This is a genomic window from Stenotrophomonas sp. YJH_SMC_33 (assembly GCF_059372295.1).
The window spans coordinates 45749-62760 of sequence record NZ_JCAFVJ010000013.1; the positions used below are offsets into that span (position 1 = coordinate 45749).

Annotated in this window: 13 protein-coding genes; 9 read left to right on the forward strand and 4 right to left on the reverse strand. The window is 67.2% G+C overall.

The window, feature by feature from the left end; genetic code table 11:
- Window positions 1-106 precede the first annotated feature (106 nt).
- Window positions 107-5014 (forward strand): alpha-2-macroglobulin family protein, encoded by a 4908-nt coding sequence (locus AC5P9W_RS17070; protein ID WP_495219371.1) that lies wholly within the window; start codon window positions 107-109, stop codon window positions 5012-5014.
- Between the two features lie 49 nt (window positions 5015-5063).
- Window positions 5064-7445 carry a penicillin-binding protein 1C gene (gene pbpC, locus AC5P9W_RS17075; RefSeq protein WP_495219372.1) on the forward strand — a complete coding sequence of 794 codons (2382 nt, stop codon included), beginning with the start codon at window positions 5064-5066 and terminating at the stop codon, window positions 7443-7445.
- Window positions 7446-7598: 153 nt separating this feature from the next.
- Here the strand turns inward: pbpC and AC5P9W_RS17080 are convergent, their stop codons facing one another.
- Both AC5P9W_RS17080 and AC5P9W_RS17085 read right to left on the reverse strand, forming a co-directional pair.
- Window positions 7599-8174, reverse strand: a complete 576-nt coding sequence (locus AC5P9W_RS17080) for a ferritin-like domain-containing protein (protein ID WP_019660039.1) — start codon at window positions 8172-8174, stop codon at window positions 7599-7601.
- Window positions 8175-8203: 29 nt separating this feature from the next.
- Window positions 8204-8686 carry a peroxiredoxin gene (locus AC5P9W_RS17085; protein WP_021204419.1) on the reverse strand — a complete coding sequence of 161 codons (483 nt, stop codon included), beginning with the start codon at window positions 8684-8686 and terminating at the stop codon, window positions 8204-8206.
- A 260-nt stretch (window positions 8687-8946) separates the two neighbouring features.
- On the opposite strand from AC5P9W_RS17085, the gene AC5P9W_RS17090 reads away from it, so the two are divergent.
- Window positions 8947-9840, forward strand: coding sequence for a DnaJ C-terminal domain-containing protein (locus AC5P9W_RS17090; protein WP_021204418.1), 894 nt, complete (start codon window positions 8947-8949; stop codon window positions 9838-9840).
- An 88-nt stretch (window positions 9841-9928) separates the two neighbouring features.
- On the opposite strand, the gene pilH is transcribed toward AC5P9W_RS17090, so the two are convergent.
- Window positions 9929-10300 (reverse strand): twitching motility response regulator PilH, encoded by a 372-nt coding sequence (gene pilH, locus AC5P9W_RS17095; RefSeq protein WP_005410644.1) that lies wholly within the window; start codon window positions 10298-10300, stop codon window positions 9929-9931.
- Window positions 10301-10388: 88 nt separating this feature from the next.
- A complete protein-coding gene (locus AC5P9W_RS17100) occupies window positions 10389-11384 on the reverse strand; it encodes a YhdH/YhfP family quinone oxidoreductase (RefSeq protein WP_005410643.1) in 996 nt (331 codons plus the stop codon).
- A 153-nt stretch (window positions 11385-11537) separates the two neighbouring features.
- Here AC5P9W_RS17100 and hflK point away from each other — a divergent pair, with 153 nt between their 5' ends.
- The 6 genes from hflK to AC5P9W_RS17130 all read left to right on the forward strand — a co-directional run bounded on the left by hflK (window position 11538) and on the right by AC5P9W_RS17130 (window position 17012).
- Complete coding sequence (gene hflK, locus AC5P9W_RS17105; protein ID WP_005410642.1) at window positions 11538-12671, forward strand: FtsH protease activity modulator HflK; 1134 nt, start codon at window positions 11538-11540, stop codon at window positions 12669-12671.
- Window positions 12668-13531: a protease modulator HflC gene (gene hflC, locus AC5P9W_RS17110; RefSeq protein ID WP_019660037.1), complete on the forward strand. Its 864-nt coding sequence runs from the start codon at window positions 12668-12670 to the stop codon at window positions 13529-13531. Before hflK ends, hflC begins: the two co-directional genes overlap by 4 nt.
- Before the next feature lie 67 nt (window positions 13532-13598).
- Window positions 13599-13784 (forward strand): DUF2065 domain-containing protein, encoded by a 186-nt coding sequence (locus AC5P9W_RS17115; RefSeq protein WP_005410640.1) that lies wholly within the window; start codon window positions 13599-13601, stop codon window positions 13782-13784.
- A 293-nt stretch (window positions 13785-14077) separates the two neighbouring features.
- On the forward strand, window positions 14078-15370 hold the full coding sequence (locus AC5P9W_RS17120) for an adenylosuccinate synthase (protein ID WP_019660036.1): 1293 nt from the start codon (window positions 14078-14080) through the stop codon (window positions 15368-15370).
- 132 nt (window positions 15371-15502) lie between these two features.
- Window positions 15503-16141: a hypothetical protein gene (locus AC5P9W_RS17125; RefSeq protein ID WP_111102338.1), complete on the forward strand. Its 639-nt coding sequence runs from the start codon at window positions 15503-15505 to the stop codon at window positions 16139-16141.
- Between the two features lie 445 nt (window positions 16142-16586).
- A complete protein-coding gene (locus AC5P9W_RS17130) occupies window positions 16587-17012 on the forward strand; it encodes a DUF4259 domain-containing protein (protein WP_180832163.1) in 426 nt (141 codons plus the stop codon).

Here is a 17012-nt window from a genome sequence, read left to right on the forward strand (position 1 = left end):
GCCGGCCAGCGGCCGGCACCACCCGCACCCGCGGCAATTGCCGAATTCGCGTCAACACCTTGACGCGGCCTGCCTATAATGGCCACCTCGATCAAGGAGTGACGACATGAGCGGTCCGGCACGGCGGAAGCGGTGGGGATGGGCGGCGGCGGTACTGGCAGGAGGCCTGTTGCTGGGCCTGGCCGGCTGCCGCAACGACAGCGGGCAGTTGCCCAAGGCCAGTGGCGAGGCGATCACCACCAAGTCCGAGCAGGTGAAGGAATTCACCCTTCTGCGCGCCTACCCGGACCAGAAGAATGACGGCCTGTCGCTGGCGCTGGAGTTCTCGCGCCCGCTGGTCGGCACCCAGGATTTCGACACGCTGGTGCGCTTCGAGGAGAAGGTCGGCACCGACGACAGCGGCTGGACGCTGTCCGATGACGGCCTGACCCTGCGCTACCCGTTCGTCGAGGCCGGCAAGGAATTCAGCCTGGTGGTCTCGCCGGACCTGCTGGCCGCCGATGGCAGCCGGCTGGGCAAGGAACTGAAGCAGAAGGTGTTCAGCGGCCAGTTGAAGCCGGTGGTTGGGTTCGCCTCGCAGGGCAGCGTGCTGCCGGCCAAGGACAGCCGTGGCCTGCCGGTGGTCTCGGTGAACGTGCCGGAAGTGGACGTCGAGTTCCTGCGCGTGCGCGAGAAGGACCTGCCGACCTTCTTCAGCCAGTACCAGCGCGGTGGCCGCCGTGGCAGCTGGGAGCTCAGCAGCGACTACGAGCGCAGCCCGATCAACAAGCTGGCCGAGCCGGTCTACGTCAACCGCTTCATCCTTGGCGGCAAGCAGAACGAGCGGGTGCTGACCTACCTGCCGACCCAGGACATCAAGGAACTGCAGGAGCCGGGCCTGTACTTCGCACTGCTCAAGCGCACCGGCGACTATGAGGGCGAATTCGATACCGCGTTCTTCTCGGTCAGTGACATCGGCCTGCACACCCGCGCCTACAAGGACAAGCTGTTCGTGCATACCGCCGGTCTCAAGGACGGCGCGCCGCTGAAGGGCATCGACCTGCGCGTGCTCGACGCCAAGGGCGAGGTGGTGCTGAAGGGCAGCACCGACGGCAACGGCAATGCGCTGCTGAACTACACCCTGGATGCCACCCACGTGCTGGTCGCCAGCAGCGGCAAGGACACCAGCTTCCTGCCGTTCAACCAGCCAGCGCTGGACCTGAGCGAATTCGCCGTGGCCGGCCGCGACAACGCATGGTTCGATGTCTATGCCTGGTCCGGCCGCGACCTGTACCGCCCGGGCGAGACCGTGCGCCTGTCCGCGCTGCTGCGTGACAACGATGGCAAGCCGGTCAAGGCGCAACCGGTGTTCCTGCGCCTGAAGCAGCCCGACGGCAAGACGTTCCGCGAGACCCGCCTGCAGCCGGGTGACCAGGGCTACATCAATTTCGAGCAGGTGATCCCCGCCGAGGCGCCGACCGGGCGCTGGCAGGTCGAGTTCCGCACCGACCCGGCCAGCAAGGAAGCGATCCAGGGCATGACCCTGCGCATCGAGGAGTTCCTGCCCGAGCGCATGAAACTGGACCTGGACAGCGCGCAGAAGACGCTGAAGCCGGGTGAGGACCTGCGCCTGCAGGCCAATGGTGCCTATCTGTACGGGGCACCGGCCGATGGCAACCGCTTCACCGCGCGCATGGCGGTGGCCGCCGAGCAGCAGCCGGTGGAAGGCCTGCCGGGCTACTTCTTCGGTGACCCGACCCTGCAGCTGCCTCGCGAAGCCAAGGACGTGATCGACACCACGCTGCCGGCCAACGGCCAGCTGCGCGAGGACGTGGCATTGCCGGAAGAGGCGGCCAAGGCCAAGGCACCGATTGCCGTGGTGCTGTCCGGCAGCCTGTATGAAACCGGTGGCCGCACGGTCACCCGTACCCTGAAGCGGGTGATGTGGCCGGCCAATGCGCTGGTCGGCGTGCGCCCGCTGTTCAACCCCGACGATGGTGCTGATTCCAACGGCAACGCACGCTTCGAACTGATGCGCGTGGATGCCGCCGGCACACCGCAGCCAGCCAAGGGCCTGAAGATCACCCTGGTGCGCGAGCTGCGCGACTACCACTGGACCTTCAACGACAACCGCTGGGACTACGACTTCACCCGCCGTTTCGAGAACAAGGAAACGCGCACCGTCGATGCCGGCGGCAGCGCGGTCGCCTTCGATTTCCCGGTGGAGTGGGGCGAGTACCGCGTGGACGTGTTCGATCCGTCCACCGGCCTGACCAGCCGCTACCCGTTCCGCGCCGGCTGGAGCTGGGGCGATGACAACCGCGGCCTGGACGCGCGCCCGGACAAGGTCAAGCTGGGCCTGGACAAGACCGGCTACAAGGCCGGCGACACCCTGGAAGTGACGGTGACCCCGCCGCATGCCGGCAAGGGCATCCTGATGGTCGAGACCGACCGCATGCTGTACGTGCAGGACATCGAGGCCAAGCCGGGTTCGACCTTCAAGATTCCGGTCACCGCTGACTGGGAACGCCACGACGTCTACATCACCGCGCTGGTGTTCCGTGGCGGCAGTGCGCCGAGCAAGATCACTCCGGCCCGTGCCGTGGGTGTGGTGCATGTGCCGATGGACCGCAAGGGCCGCACCGTGGCCGTCGGCCTGGCCGCGCCCAAGCAGATGCGCCCGGAGCAGGACCTGCCGGTGACGGTCAGCGCACCACAGTTGGCCGGCAAGATGGCGCACGTCACCGTCTCGGCGGTGGACGTGGGCATCCTCAACATCACCCGTTTCCCGGTGCCCGACGCCGGCGCGCACTTCTTCGCCCAGCGTCGCCTCGGCATCGATACCTATGACATCTACAGCCGGGTGATCGAGAGCTTCGGTGGTGGCAGCGGCAAGCTGAAGTTCGGTGGCGACATGGCACTGCAGGCATTGCCGCAGGCCAAGCGCCCGACCGCGCGCGTGCAGACCGTGGACCTGTTCTCCGGCCCGGTGCAGCTCGATGCCAAGGGCAATGCCCGCATCCGCCTGAAGGTGCCGGATTTCAACGGCACCCTGCGGGTGTCGGCGCTGGTCTACAGCGATGACCAGTACGGCAAGCGCGACGTGGAAACCATAGTACGCGCGCCGATCCTGGCCGAAGCCAGCATGCCGCGCGTCCTGGCCCCGGGCGACCGCAGCACCGTGACCCTGGACGTGCAGAACTTCACAGGCAAGCCGGGGCAGTTCAACGTGAAGGTGGAAAGCGAGGGCCCGTTGAACCTGGGTGAGGGCAGCCGCAGCGTGCAGTTGAATGCCGATGCCAAGACCACGCTGAGTTTCCCGCTGTCCGCGCGTGAGGGCCACAGCGTGGCCAAGGTGCGGGTGCGGGTGGACGGCAACGGCTTCAAGGCCGATCGCCGTTACGACCTGCCGGTGCGTGCGGCGTGGCCGCAGGTGCTGCGTTCGCAGGTGCGTACGCTCGATCCGCTGGCGGCGGTCAGCCTCGACAACAGCCTGACCGATGGCCTGATGTCGGAGTCGGTCAATGCCCGCCTGCTGGTCAGCCCGCTGCCGCCGATTCCGTTCGCCAGTGCACTGCAGGGCGCGCTGAATTATCCATATGGCTGTGCCGAGCAGACCACCAGCAAGGGCTACGCGGCGCTGATCCTGGACCAGGCGACGTCGTCGATGCTCGGTGCCGACGGCCTGGATGCCAAGACCCGTCGCGAGCGCATGGAAGGTGCGTTCGGTCGCCTGGCGTCGATGCAGGTGGCCAACGGCAACTTCTCGATGTGGGGTGACGACGGCTACGTGAACCCGTGGCTGACCCCGTACATCGCCGAGTTCCTGCTCGACGCCAAGGATGCCGGTTTCGCGGTGCCCGACAACGTGCTGCAGAAGGCGCTCAACCGGCTCAGCGAGGATCTGCTGTCCGGCGGCAACCAGTTCTACGGCCAGGACGACCGCGAGAAGCTGAAGTTCGCCAACCAGGCCTATTCGGGCTACGTGCTGGCCCGGGTCAACCGTGCACCGCTCGGTACCCTGCGCACGCTGTACGACAACGAGCGCAGCAAGGCGGTGGGCGGCCTGTCGCTGGTCCATCTGGGCGTGGCGTTGTCGCTGCAGGGCGATGCCAAGCGTGGCCAGGCCGCGCTGGCGGCGGCCTTCGCCAAGTCCAGCAGCGAGCGCCCGTCGTACTTCGGCGACTACGGCAGTGCGATCCGCGATGACGCGCTGATGATCGCGCTGACCCACGAGAACAAGCTGGCCAAGCCCGCCTGGGACGCACGTGCGGTCGATCTCGGCCGTGGCCTGGATGCCCGTCGCAATGCCGGCTGGATGTGGCTGAGCACGCAGGAACAGGTGGCGATTGCACGTCTTGGCAAGGCGCTCGCCGCCAACCAGAAGGCGCTGGTGGCCGGAGAGCTGGTGATCGGTGGCAACACCGAAGCCATCGGCGAGCGCAAGTTGTTCGGCCGCAACTTCAGCGCCAGTGAGCTGGCCAGCGGTGTGCGCTTCACTCCGCAGGGGCAGCCGCCGATGTTCGCCAGCATCGACGTGGCCGGCATCCCGCGCAGCGCACCGGCGCCGGACAACAGCGTGCTGGGTATTGAACGGAGCTACTTCGGTACCGATGGCAAACCGTGGTCGCCGCGACCTCTGAAGGAAGGCGAAGCACTGATCGTGCGCGTCACCGTCACCGCCGACACCACGATGCCCGATGCGCTGCTGACCGACCTGCTGCCGGCGGGCCTGGAGATCGAGAACTTCAACCTGGGCGACGCCAAGCAGTGGGCCGATGTGGTGGTCGATGGCATCACCATCAGCGACCGCGGTGAAGCGGCCGATACCAAGCACGAGGAGTTCCGCGACGACCGCTACGTGGCTGCGCTGAAGCTCTCGCGTGGCAGCAAGGCCAACGTGTTCTACCTGGTGCGCGCGGTGACCCCGGGTACCTACTCGGTGCCGCCACCGCTGGTGGAGGACATGTACCGGCCGCAGCTGCGCGGCGTTGGCCGCAGCAACCCGACCACGATCACGGTGGTACAGCCGTGACCGCGCGGACGGGCCGCGACGGCGCGGCCCGTCCTGCTGGCAACCTGCAATGAAGAACAGGATGACGACCCGGCTGGCAGCCCTGCGCCGCCGGCTGCAGCCTCTGTGGCCGCGGCTGCGCTGGGGCATGGCCGCCACGCTGGCGCTGCTGCTGGTGCTGGATTTCGCCTTCCCGCCCCCGCTGCCGAAGCAGCGCGAAACCAGCACTCTGGTGGTGGCCGCCGACGGCACGCCACTGCGTGCGTTCGCCGATGCCGAGGGCGTGTGGCGTTATCCTGCCTCGATCGACAGCGTCTCGCCGCTGTACCTGCAGGCGTTGCTGACCTACGAAGACCGCTGGTTCTGGCGCCATCCGGGGATCAACCCGGTGGCGATGCTGCGTGCCAGCGGCCAGCTGCTGCGCGGCGGCCGCATCGTGTCCGGCGGTTCGACCCTGACCATGCAGGTGGCGCGCATTCTCGACCCGCACTCGCGCACGCCTTGGGGCAAACTCAAGCAGATGCTGCGCGCGGTGCAGCTGGAAGTGCATCTGAGCAAGCAGCAGATCCTGGCCCTGTATCTGGAGCGCGCGCCTTACGGCGGCACCATCGAGGGCGTGGAAGCGGCCAGCTGGGCCTACCTGGGCAAGCCGGCGGCGCAGCTGTCGCATGCCGAGGCCGCGTTGCTGGCGGTGCTGCCGCAGGCGCCAAGCCGGCTGCGCCCGGACCGCCATCCGGAAGCGGCGCAGAAGGCGCGCGACAAGGTGCTGTCACGCATGGCCGAACTGGGTGCGTGGACGCCGGAGGAAGTGGAGGACGCGCGCATCGAGAACGTGGTGGCGCGCTCGCTGCGGCCGCCGCTGCATGCGGCACTGCTGGCGCAGCGACTGCATTCAGCGCAGCCGGGCAAAGCGCGCATCCAGAGCAGCATTGATATCGGCCTGCAGCGCACGCTGGAAGAGCGCGTGGCCAGCTACTTCTCGACGCTGCCAGAACGCACCTCGGCCGCCCTGCTGGTGGTCGACAACCAGACCCTGCAGGCACGTGCCTATGTGGGCACCCTGTCCTTCGGCGACCGCCAGCGGCTCGGCCACGTGGACATGGTGCAGGCCTGGCGCTCGCCGGGCTCCACGCTCAAGCCGTTCCTGTATGCGATGGCGCTGGATGATGGCCTGATCCATTCGGAAAGCCTGCTGGTGGATGCGCCGCAGAGTTTCGGCAGCTACCGCCCCGGCAACTTCGACATGGCCTTCAACGGGCCGATCGGCGCGTCCAGCGCTTTGCGGTTGTCACTGAACGTGCCCTCGGTGGACCTGCTGCAGCGGGTCGGCGCCGCGCGCTTCGCTGCACGTCTGTCGCACGCGGGCATCCAGCTGCGCTTCCCGCCAGGCAGTACGCCCAATCTGTCGCTGATCCTGGGCGGCACCGGCGCGCGGTTGGAAGACCTGGTCGGCGCGTTCGCCGCGCTCAACCGCAACGGCATCGCCGGGCGCGTGCGCTACACCGATGACGAACCGATGATCGAGCGGCGCCTCGCTTCGCCCGGCGCCAGCTGGATCGTGCGCGAGATGCTGGAATCGAATCCGCGGCCGGGGTACAGCGTCGGGACGTTCGATGTCGGTGGCCGCCCGCGCGTGGCGTGGAAGACCGGCACCAGCTACGGGTACCGCGATGCGTGGGCGATTGGCAGCACCCGCCACTACACCGTGGGCGTGTGGGTGGGCCGACCGGACGGCACACCGCTACCGGGCCAGTACGGCGCGGTGACCGCGCTGCCGCTGATGTTCGAGGTGGTGGACAGCCTGCCGCGCCAGCGCGGTGATTCGGCGGCCGCGCCGATGCCGGCCAGCGTCAGCCAGGAAGACATCTGCTGGCCGACTGGTGAGCGTGCCGAAGGCCTGCCTGCTGCGCTCTGCCAGCGGCTGATGCCAGCCTATCTGCTGGAAGGCGCGGCACCACCGACCTTCCCCGAGCGCGAAGCACGGCGCTGGCAACCAGGTCGGCAGCGCTACCTTGCCGATGCGCGTACCGGTCTGCGCGTGTCAGCCGATTGCCGCTTGCCGCACGAAGAAGTCGCGCGCGAGATCGCGCGCTGGCCAGCGTTGCTGTCGCCATGGCTGTCCAAGGCCACGCGCGAAGCCTCGCAGCTCCCGGCGCTGTCGCCGGACTGCCGTGATGATGGCCGCGAGGCCAGCGTTGCGCTGCACATCGATGGGCTCAACGATGGCGCCACGCTGGCGCGCGCGCCGAATTCGGAACATGGCGTACGCCTGCAGCTGCGCGCGCTGGGCAGCGAGCAGGCGGTGGAGTGGCTGCTGGATGGACGCTGGATTGCACAGACCCACGGCGCGCAGCTGATGCAGCGAGAGTTCGCCGAACCCGGCACGCACACCCTGACCGCGTTGGCAGCCGACGGCGCCTGGACGCAGGTGCGGTTCAACGTCCTGCGCTAGATGCCGACCTTGGATGGCACTTCCCGCATGTTGTCACGCTGCTGTAGAGCCGAGCCCATGCTCGGCTGCTCCTGCGACGTGCGTGCAGCGGTCAGCCGAGCGTGGGCTCGGTTCTACAACGCCGTAGATGGCAGCGATCGCGTGGCGTAGCGACTACTCCCCGATCCACCCATCCAGCAGGTCGGCGAACTCGTCGGCGTGCTCTTCTTCCTGCGCCAGGATCTCTTCAAGGATGCGCTTGGTGGTGGTATCGCGGTCACCGATGAAGTTGATCATCTCGCGATAGCTGTCGATGGCGATGCGCTCGGCCACCAGGTTCTCGCGCACCATGTCGCGCAGGTCGCTGCCTTCCTTGTATTCGGCGTGCGAACGCGCGGTCAGCGTATCCGGGTTGAGATCCGGCTCGCCGCCCAGCTGGACGATGCGCTCGGCCAGCTTGCCGGCATGCGCCTGCTCCTGCTGTGCATGCTCGAGGAACTCGGCTTTCACCGCGTCGGCCAGCATGCCCTTGGCCATGAAGTAGTGCCGGTAGTAGCGCAGAACGCAGACGTACTCGGTGGCCAGTGCGTCGTTGAGCAGCTTGATCACCACCTCGCGGTCAGCGCTGTAGCTGTCGGTGATCGCACCATCTTCGATGTTGCGCCGGGCGCGTTCGCGCAGGGTCTTGCGGTCGCTGATGCCGGCAATTTCCGCGGCGGGCTTGCTGGCTTTGGCTGGCTGCGTGGACATGGCTGGCCGTTTCCTTCTGCGGTGGGGAATCAGGTGGGGAGATGCTCCAGCACGTACTCGGCCGAAGACACTTCGAACTGGCCGGGCTGTTCAACCCAGGCCTCTCGAACTACGCCGTCGTCGACGTACAGGGCAAAACGACGCGAGCGGATGCCCATGCCCGACGCGCTCGCATCAAGCTCCAGACCCAAGGCGCGGGTCAGCTCGGCATTGCCGTCGGACAGCATCAGAAGGCCGTCGGGCACGCTCTGGTCGGCGGCCCAGGCCTTCATCACGAACGGGTCGTTGACGGCCATGCAGTAGACGTCGACGCCGCGCTGGCGGAAGGCCTCGAACTTTTCGACGTAGCCGGGAAGGTGACGTGCCGAGCACGTCGGGGTGAACGCGCCGGGCACGGCGAACAGCACCACCTTGCGCGCATCGAACAACGAATGCGTATCAAGCGTTTCAATGCCCTCGCGGATGCGCTTGAGGGTCACTTCCGGAATGCGGTCGCCGACATGGATGGTCATGGGAACTCCTTGCTGGGGCAGGCTAGTGGGCCGGATGGGAGAGGGGCGTCAAGACATTGGAAACCCGGTGTGCAGGCTCCATCTTCCGGCTTTGTGGCAGGGGCTTCCAGCCACAGCGTGGCGCACGGGGATGGCAGCCGCATTGCGCAGGATCAGTCGGCCTCACCGGGGCCGCACGAGGGGCGGCGTAGCCTCGCAGGCGCGTAGAATGAACCCGGGGCGGCGCCACCGGCGCGGCCGAAGCGAATCGAGGTAGCTGGATGGAATTCAAGGATTACTACGCCACCCTGGGGGTGGAACCGAGCGCGGGCGAGGCGGAGATCAAGACCGCCTACCGCCGGCTGGCACGCAAGTACCACCCGGACGTCAGCAAGGAGGCCGGGGCCGAAGACAAGTTCAAGGCGGTCAACGAGGCCTACGAGGCGCTGCGCGATCCGGAAAAGCGTGCGGCCTATGACCAGCTGCGCGCGCAGGGCTATCGCCCGGGCGAGGAGTTCAACGTGCCGCCGAACTACGGCGGCGCCGGTGGTTTCAATTTCGAGGAAGTGTTCGGTGGCGGCGGCCCCAACGGCGGCTTCAGCGACTTCTTCGAAAGCCTGTTCGCGCGCCAGCGCGGTGGAGCGGGCGCGGGGGGCGGTCCGGGCTTCAGCAGCCAGGGCCATGCGCCCAACCGCGATACCCGCGCCAAGCTGTCGGTGCCACTGGAAGCGGCCTACAGCGGCGACAGCCTGCGCATCACCGTCAACGGCAAGCAGCTGGACGTGCGCGTGCCCAAGGGCATCCGCCCGGGCCAGGTGATCCGCTTGGCAGGGCAGGGCAACCATGGCGGCAATCTGCTGCTGGAGGTGGAATACGCCGCCCACCCGCAGTTCGAGGTCGATGGTCGCAACATCCTCTATACGCTGCCGCTCACGCCGTGGCAGGCCGCGCTGGGCACCAGCATCAGCGTGCCGACCCTGGGTGGTGCGGTGGAACTCAAGATTCCGGCCGATTCCGATGCCGGCCGCAAGCTGCGCCTGCGTGGCCGTGGCCTGCCGGGCAGCCCGGACGGCGACCAGATCGTCGAAATCGAGATCGTGGCCCCGGCTGCGACCGATGAGGCTCAGAAGAAGGCGTACCGCAATCTGGCCAAGGCGTTCGGCGAGACCATTTGAAGGTGGTGCCGGCCGCTGGCCGGCAACTTCATTGCCCTGGACGGTGATGCGTGGTTGCCGGCCAGCGGCCGGCAACACCGCGCGCGTCTCAGCCCTGGCCCGCGAACACGCGCTCCAGCACCTCGGACAGCTCGTCCTCCGAGAACGGCTTGGTGATGTAGGCCTTGGCGCCCTGGCGCATGCCCCACATGCGGTCGGTGTCCTGGTCCTTGGTGGTCACCAGGATCACCGGGATATGCCGGGTCGCCTCGTCGCGGGCGAGGGTACGGGTGGCCTGGAAGCCGTTGAGGTTGGGCATCACCACGTCCATCAGGACCAGGTCGGGCAGCTCGGCCTTGGCGGTTTCGACCCCGGCGGCGCCATCGGTGGCGGTCAGGATCTGGTGCCCGAGCTTCTCGACGATGCGCTGTATCCCCAACAGCTGCGACGGTGAGTCGTCGACGATCAGAATGCGTGCCATGTTGTTCCCCATGTAATGCCCGCAGTGTAGTGCGGGCCCATTACCGGCGGGAGGGCCGCGTCTGCCGTCCGTCGCCTGCCTGCGACGTTCAGTCGATCCGTACCACGGTGCGACCCAGCGAACCGCCCGCCAGCATCCGTTCGAATACGGCAGGAAGGCCATCGAGGCCGACTTCGGCGGTGCAGATGCGGTCCAGGTGCTGCGGCTTCCAGTCACTACCCAGCCGCGACCACACTTCCTCACGCAGTCCGCGTGGCGCATTGGCCGAGGACACGCCCAGCAGCGAGACACCGCGCAGGATGAACGGCATCACCGTCATGTCCAGCGTCGGACTGGCTGCCAGGCCGGCACTGACCACGCTGCCGTAGGGCACGGTCTGCGCCAGCAGGCTGGCCAGCATGTCGCCTCCGGCATTATCGAGGCCACCCCCGAAGCGCGCCGACTGCAGCGCTCCGGTGTCGGCCAGCGCGTCGCGCGGCAGTACCTCGGTGGCGCCGATGCTGCGCAGGAATCCTGCCTGGTCCGGCTTGCCGCTGACCGCGTGCACGCTGTAGCCGGCACGGCTGAAGATCGACAGCGCCAGCGCACCGACGCCGCCGCTGGCACCGGTGACTGCCAGCGGTCCGAGTTCCGGGGTCTGCCGGTTGTCCTGCATGCGCAGCAGGGCCAGCGCCGCAGTGAAGCCGGCGGTGCCCAGCACCATCGCCTCGCGTGGGGTCAGCCCGGCCGGCTGGGCGATCACCGCGCGCGATTCCAGCCGCACGTACTGGCTGTAGCCGCCGTCGCGGGTCTCGCTGAGGCCGCAGCCGGTGGCCAGCACCGCGTCGCCTTCACGCCAGTCCGGGTCGGTGCTGGCGACCACGGTGCCGGCCACATCGATGCCGCCCACCAGCGGGAAGCGGCGCAGGATCTTCCCTTTTCCAGTACCGGCCAGCGCGTCCTTGTAGTTGACCGAGGACCAGTGGGCGCGGATCAGCACCTGGCCGGGGTTGAGGTCGTCGACCCCGAGCCGGACCAGGCCGCTGCGATAGCCGGCGTCGTCGTTTTCGATGCGGAAGGCGGTGAACGGGGTGGTGGGGGCCATCGGCGTTGCCTGACTTCGAGGAAAACGCCACCTTACCCCGTTGCCCCCCTTTCGATCCTGCCGATCCGCCCCATCTTGTATGATCGGTGATGGTTTCACGGCTGGCGGTGCGGGAAGGGCCCGCGCCGCAGCCCAAATCTTGATGGAGCGTGCATGGCCTGGAATACACCCGGCGGCAACAAGGGCGGACAAGGCCCCGAGGACAATCGACGCGGGCCGTTCGGGTCACGCGGCGGTGGCAATGGTGGTGGCTGGGGCGGTTTGCCCGGGCCGCTGAAGGACCTGTTCGACGGCGGCATCGTGCGTTGGGTGGTGGCAGCCGTGGTGCTGCTGGTGCTGTTCTCCAGCTTCCAGCTGATCGGCGAACAGCAGCGCGGTGTGGTGCTGCGCTTCGGCCAGTTCTCGCGCATTCTGCAGCCCGGCCCGAACTTCAAGCTGCCCTGGCCGATCGAATCGGTCACCAAGGTCAATGCCACCGAGATCAAGACGTTCTCGATCCAGGTGCCGGTGCTGACCCGCGACGAGAACATCGTCAACGTCTCGCTGAACGTCCAGTACCGCATCGACGACCCGCAGCAATACCTGTTCGGCACCGTGGATGCCAACCAGGTGCTGGAGCAGTCGGCGCAGAGCGCCGTGCGCGAGGAAGTTGGCCGCGCCGACCTCAACGCCGTGCTGAACAACCGTGGTCCGCTGGCCGTCGCCGCCGAGGAGCGCCTGCAGGCGCTGCTGAAGGCGTTCAAGACCGGCCTGACCGTGACCGGCCTGACCCTGCAGGACGCCCGTCCGCCGGAGGAAGTGAAGCCGGCCTTCGACGAGGTCAACGGTGCCCAGCAGGTCAAGGAACGCCTGATCAACGAGGCCCAGGCCTATGCCGCCAAGGTCGTGCCGGAAGCCCGGGGCCAAGCCTCGCGCGCCCGTACCACTGCCGAAGGCTACAAGCAGGCCGTGGTGTCCAAGGCCGAGGGTGACGCGCAGCGCTTCAGCCTGTTGCAGGCCCAGTACAAGGACGCTCCGGAAGTGACCCGCAAGCGCCTGTGGCTGGAGACCGTGCAGCAGGTGCTGAGCGAGAACCGCAAGGTGATCGGTGGCGATGGCCGCCAGCTGATCTACGTGCCGATGACCGGCGATACCCGTCCCAGCACGTCGGCTCCGGCCGCAGTGGCCAACCCGGACGTGGTGATGCCGTCGCTGCCGGGTGCAGCGGCGGAAGCTTCCCGTGATCCGGGCCGGCCGGTGGGCCGCCCGACCGGGCGACCGAGCGGCCGTGAGGAGGGCAGCCGATGAAGAGTCCTATCTGGATCGCCGTGATCGTGGCGGTGGTGCTGGGCCTGCTCGGCTCGGTGTACGTGGTCCGTGAGGACCAGACCGCCATGGTGCTGAACCTGGGCAAGGTGGTGCGTTCGGACATCAAGCCGGGCCTGCACTTCAAGGTGCCGGTGGTGGAAACGGTGAAGGTCTTCGACCGCCGCTTCCAGGTGCTCGACACTGCGCCGGCGCGCTACTTCACCGCCGAGCAGAAGGACGTCAGCGTCGACTTCTTCGCCATCGGCTACATCTCCAACGTGGGTGACTACTTCCGTGCCACCGGCGGCGACCCGCGTGTGGCCAACGCCCGCCTGGCGCCGATCATCACCGACTCGCTGCGCAACCAGATCAACTCGCGCACCCTGCAGCAGCTGGTGTCCGGCGACCGCAGCGAGCTGATCGCCGAGCAGCTGAAGGGCATCAACGAAGCGGTGGCTGGCCTGGGCATGCAGATGATCGACCTGCGCATCAAGCAGGTGGACCTGCCGACCGACAGCCAGGTGATCAACGACGTGTACGAGCGCATGCGCGCCCAGCGCAAGCAGGAAGCGGCCAAGCTGCGTGCGGAGGGCGAGGAGCAGTCGCTGACCATCCGTGCCCAGGCCGACCGCGACAGCACCGTGCTGATCGCCGAGGCCGAGCGTGATGCGCAGCGCCTGCGCGGTGAAGGCGATGCCGAGGCGGCCCGCATCTATGGCAAGGCCGGCTCGGCCGATCCGTCGTTCTATGCGTTCTACCGCAGCCTGGAGGCCTACCGTGGCTCCATGACCGACGGCAATGGCGTGATCGTGCTCGACAAGAACGACCCGTTCCTGCAGTACCTGAAGAACGACCGCTGAGGTCGCAGGGCAGTACCCCACGGGGCCCGGCCAGACGCCGGGCCCCGTGCTTTTTCCGGAGTTCCCGATGAAAGATCTGTTTGCCGCCGTCTGCCTGGTCGCGGTGCTGGAAGGCCTGTTCCTGTTCGTCGCCCCGTTCGCCTGGAAGCGCATGGCCGAACGCCTGCTGGACCTGCCCAGCCCGGCCCTGCGCAGCTTCGGTGGGCTGGTGCTGCTGGCCGGCCTGAGCCTGCTGTGGTGGGCGCGGCATTGAGAGGGTAGTGCCGGCCGCTGGCCGGCAACCCGGTCGTGCCGGCCAACGGCCGGCACGACCGGGCGGGGCGGCTGACCGGCCGGTGAAGCCGTCCGTCGGAAAGGTGGCACCCGACCCCGGAAACCCGGATAATGCACAAAAGCCGGACGGGCCTCCCCGTCCGGCTTTTTCCGTGTCTGGGCCTTCCATCGCCGGCCGCTCCCCGTTTGGAGCCGCCCTCCAGGTGCTGGCCAGCCCCGCCACGGTTTACCCGTCCGCGGCCCCGATGGCCGCTACAAATCGAGGAGCCCGTCATGGGTCAGTCTGTCGTAGTGTTGGGTGCCCAGTGGGGCGATGAAGGCAAGGGCAAGATCGTCGATCTGCTCACTGAGGAAATCGGCGCCGTCGTGCGCTTCCAGGGCGGCCACAATGCAGGCCACACCCTGGTCATCAACGGCAAGAAGACCGTCCTGCACCTGATCCCGTCGGGCATCCTGCGTGACGACGCGCTGTGCCTGATCGGCAATGGCGTGGTGATCTCGCCGGCCGCGCTGCAGAAGGAAATCGCCGAGCTGGAAGGCTCCGGCGTGGAAGTGCGTTCGCGCCTGAAGATCTCCCCGGCCGCGCCGCTGATCATGCCGTACCACATCGCCCTGGACCAGGCGCGCGAGCGCGCTGCCGGTGGCAAGGCAATCGGCACCACCGGCCGTGGCATCGGCCCGGCCTACGAAGACAAGGTGGCGCGCCGCGGCATCCGCATCGCCGACCTGCACTACCCGAAGCAGCTGGAAGAACTGCTGCGCACTGCGCTGGACTACCACAACTTCGTGCTGACCAAGTATCTGAACACCGATGCGGTCGACTTCCAGAAGACCTTCGACGAGGCGCTGGCCTTCGGCGAATACGTGCAGCCGATGAAGTCCGACGTGGCCGGCATCCTGCACGACCTGCGCAAGCAGGGTAAGCGCGTGCTGTTCGAAGGCGCGCAGGGTGCGCTGCTGGACATCGATCACGGCACCTACCCGTACGTCACCAGCTCCAACACCACCGTCGGTGGTGCGCTGGCCGGTTCCGGCGTCGGCGCCGATTCGATCGACTACGTGCTGGGCATTGCCAAGGCGTACGCCACCCGCGTCGGCGGCGGCCCGTTCCCGACCGAACTGGACGACGAAGTCGGCCAGGGCATCCGTGACCGCGGCGCCGAGTACGGCGCTTCGACCGGCCGCCCGCGTCGCTGCGGCTGGATGGACATCGTCGCGCTGAAGCGCGCCGTGGCCATCAACGGCATCAGCGGCCTGTGCATCACCAAGCTGGACGTGCTGGACGGCATGGAAAAGCTGAAGGTCTGCATCGCCTACGAATACAACGGCAAGCGCACCGAGTACGCGCCGCTGGACGCGCAGGGCTGGGAAGAATGCACCCCGGTGTACCTGGAGTTCCCGGGCTGGAGCGAGAACACCCATGGCATCACCCAGTGGGACGACCTGCCGCCGGCCGCACGCGCCTACCTGCGTTCGCTGGAAGAGCTGGCCGGCTGCCCGATCAGCATCGTCTCCACCGGCCCGGACCGCGACCACACCATGGTCCTGCAGGATCCGTTTGCCTGAGTGAGAGACCGGTAGCGCTGGGCCCTGCCTGGCGTCGCAGAAGGAAGAAGCCCCGCGAACGCGGGGCTTTTTCGTTACTGTGTCGCCAGTCCAGTGCCGGCAAGGAAGCGAAGCGATGACCAGGATGCCAGCGTGAAAGGCGAGACCGTGGTGCGGATCACCCTGTGGGTGTTGTGGAGCCTGTGGGGCGTCGCCTGCGTGGTGCTGGCGCTGGGCGCCATCGCCAATCATCTGGCCTCGCGCACCCAGACCCTGCCGCTGCTGCTGAGCCCGGGCGCGACGGCTGAGGTGACGGTCTACCGCCTCATCGATGACCCACTGCGGCTGCGACTGCGGTATGCCGCGGACGGTACTGAGGCTGACCCTGAAGTGCTGCTGCGCATCGATACTCCCACCGATCATGGAGACTTCCGCGCAGAAGAGCGTTCGGGAGTGGCCGGGCAGGGCATCAACCGCAGACTGGCATCGGTTGAATCCAGCGGCCTCATGGCGTCCTACTTTGGTTATGGCCGCGGCGATGCATTGCCACGTGGCCGTTCATGGCTGCGGGTAACCGTGCTGGAGGTGGACCCTGCGCTCGAGGGGCGCGCGGCAGACATCGAGCTGCAGCCACCCTTGGATCTACTGAAGCTGACCGACCTGGACTACGTCTGGCTGTGGCCGTTCTTCTTCTGGAAGGTGGCGGCGCTGTTCCTGCTGATTCCGGGGGCTGCCTTGGCAGTGTTCACGTTCACCTTGCGGCGCTGGCAGCGCCGCACTCCCGCGAGGTAGTGCCAGACCCAGTGTGGTGGCACTCATGGATCACCGGAAACTTGCCCGAGAGGGGTAGGATCATGCCCATACCGGGTAACAGCCCGCCGGTCCTTCTGCGCTGACGTCAAAGGGCGGTTCAATTCAGCCGCATCGACCTGCCGTTCGTCTTCATGCGCGGGTGGAGCGTCGCTGCAGTGCGCGCGGCACGGTTGGTTGCGGAGAATCCAGTCTCTACGCGACCACGGCGCTTCATCGGTCTGAACAGGATCTTGTCGCTTTTCACCTTAAATCAACACGGGACGACAGGCGGGAGTCTGCCGGGGATCGCCGCGTGCCAATGGCTGCCGCCACGCATGGCGTCTTGCATGCAGCTTGCGCTGGCGGAGACTCGTCGCCAGCAACATGATGGATGACTACCGTGCGGGTCCTGCACGGTATCTGCCTGCCAATTAGGAGCAATCACATGGGCGCATGGGGACACGGTTCATTTGATAATGACGATGCCTGCGATCTGGCCTGCGATCTGACGGAATGCACGGATCTCTCGATAGTGGAGGAAGCGCTGCGCGCGGCTATCAACCCCAATGATTACCTAGAGGCACCTGAAGCGGGCAGGGCGGTCGCGGCTGCAGAGGTGGTGCTGGCACTGTTGGGCCAGCCGACGGCTGCCATTGCCGAGGAAGAAGCGTTACTCGCTTGGGTCAAGGCATGCAATCAGGTGCCATCGTCAGCGATGTTGTTGCTTGCACAACTCGCTGTCCAGCGTGTACAGGCCGAGGACTGTGAACTGCGGGAATTGAAAGAGGAATCCGACTCGTTGGACGAATGGATGGCCGAAGTGAACAGGCTGCAGGAAGGCCTGCGCGCCGCATGCAGCGTGATCGGCTGA

Bases quoted from the DNA above. Each gene is read 5' to 3' on its own strand.
- AC5P9W_RS17070 (WP_495219371.1), top strand. From the start codon at position 107: ATGAGCGGTCCGGCACGGCGGAAGCGGTGGGGATGGGCGGCGGCGGTA.
- pbpC (WP_495219372.1), top strand. From the start codon at position 5,064: ATGAAGAACAGGATGACGACCCGGCTGGCAGCCCTGCGCCGCCGGCTG.
- AC5P9W_RS17080 (WP_019660039.1), bottom strand. From the start codon at position 8,174: ATGTCCACGCAGCCAGCCAAAGCCAGCAAGCCCGCCGCGGAAATTGCC.
- AC5P9W_RS17085 (WP_021204419.1), bottom strand. From the start codon at position 8,686: ATGACCATCCATGTCGGCGACCGCATTCCGGAAGTGACCCTCAAGCGC.
- AC5P9W_RS17090 (WP_021204418.1), top strand. From the start codon at position 8,947: ATGGAATTCAAGGATTACTACGCCACCCTGGGGGTGGAACCGAGCGCG.
- pilH (WP_005410644.1), bottom strand. From the start codon at position 10,300: ATGGCACGCATTCTGATCGTCGACGACTCACCGTCGCAGCTGTTGGGG.
- AC5P9W_RS17100 (WP_005410643.1), bottom strand. From the start codon at position 11,384: ATGGCCCCCACCACCCCGTTCACCGCCTTCCGCATCGAAAACGACGAC.
- hflK (WP_005410642.1), top strand. From the start codon at position 11,538: ATGGCCTGGAATACACCCGGCGGCAACAAGGGCGGACAAGGCCCCGAG.
- hflC (WP_019660037.1), top strand. From the start codon at position 12,668: ATGAAGAGTCCTATCTGGATCGCCGTGATCGTGGCGGTGGTGCTGGGC.
- AC5P9W_RS17115 (WP_005410640.1), top strand. From the start codon at position 13,599: ATGAAAGATCTGTTTGCCGCCGTCTGCCTGGTCGCGGTGCTGGAAGGC.
- AC5P9W_RS17120 (WP_019660036.1), top strand. From the start codon at position 14,078: ATGGGTCAGTCTGTCGTAGTGTTGGGTGCCCAGTGGGGCGATGAAGGC.
- AC5P9W_RS17130 (WP_180832163.1), top strand. From the start codon at position 16,587: ATGGGCGCATGGGGACACGGTTCATTTGATAATGACGATGCCTGCGAT.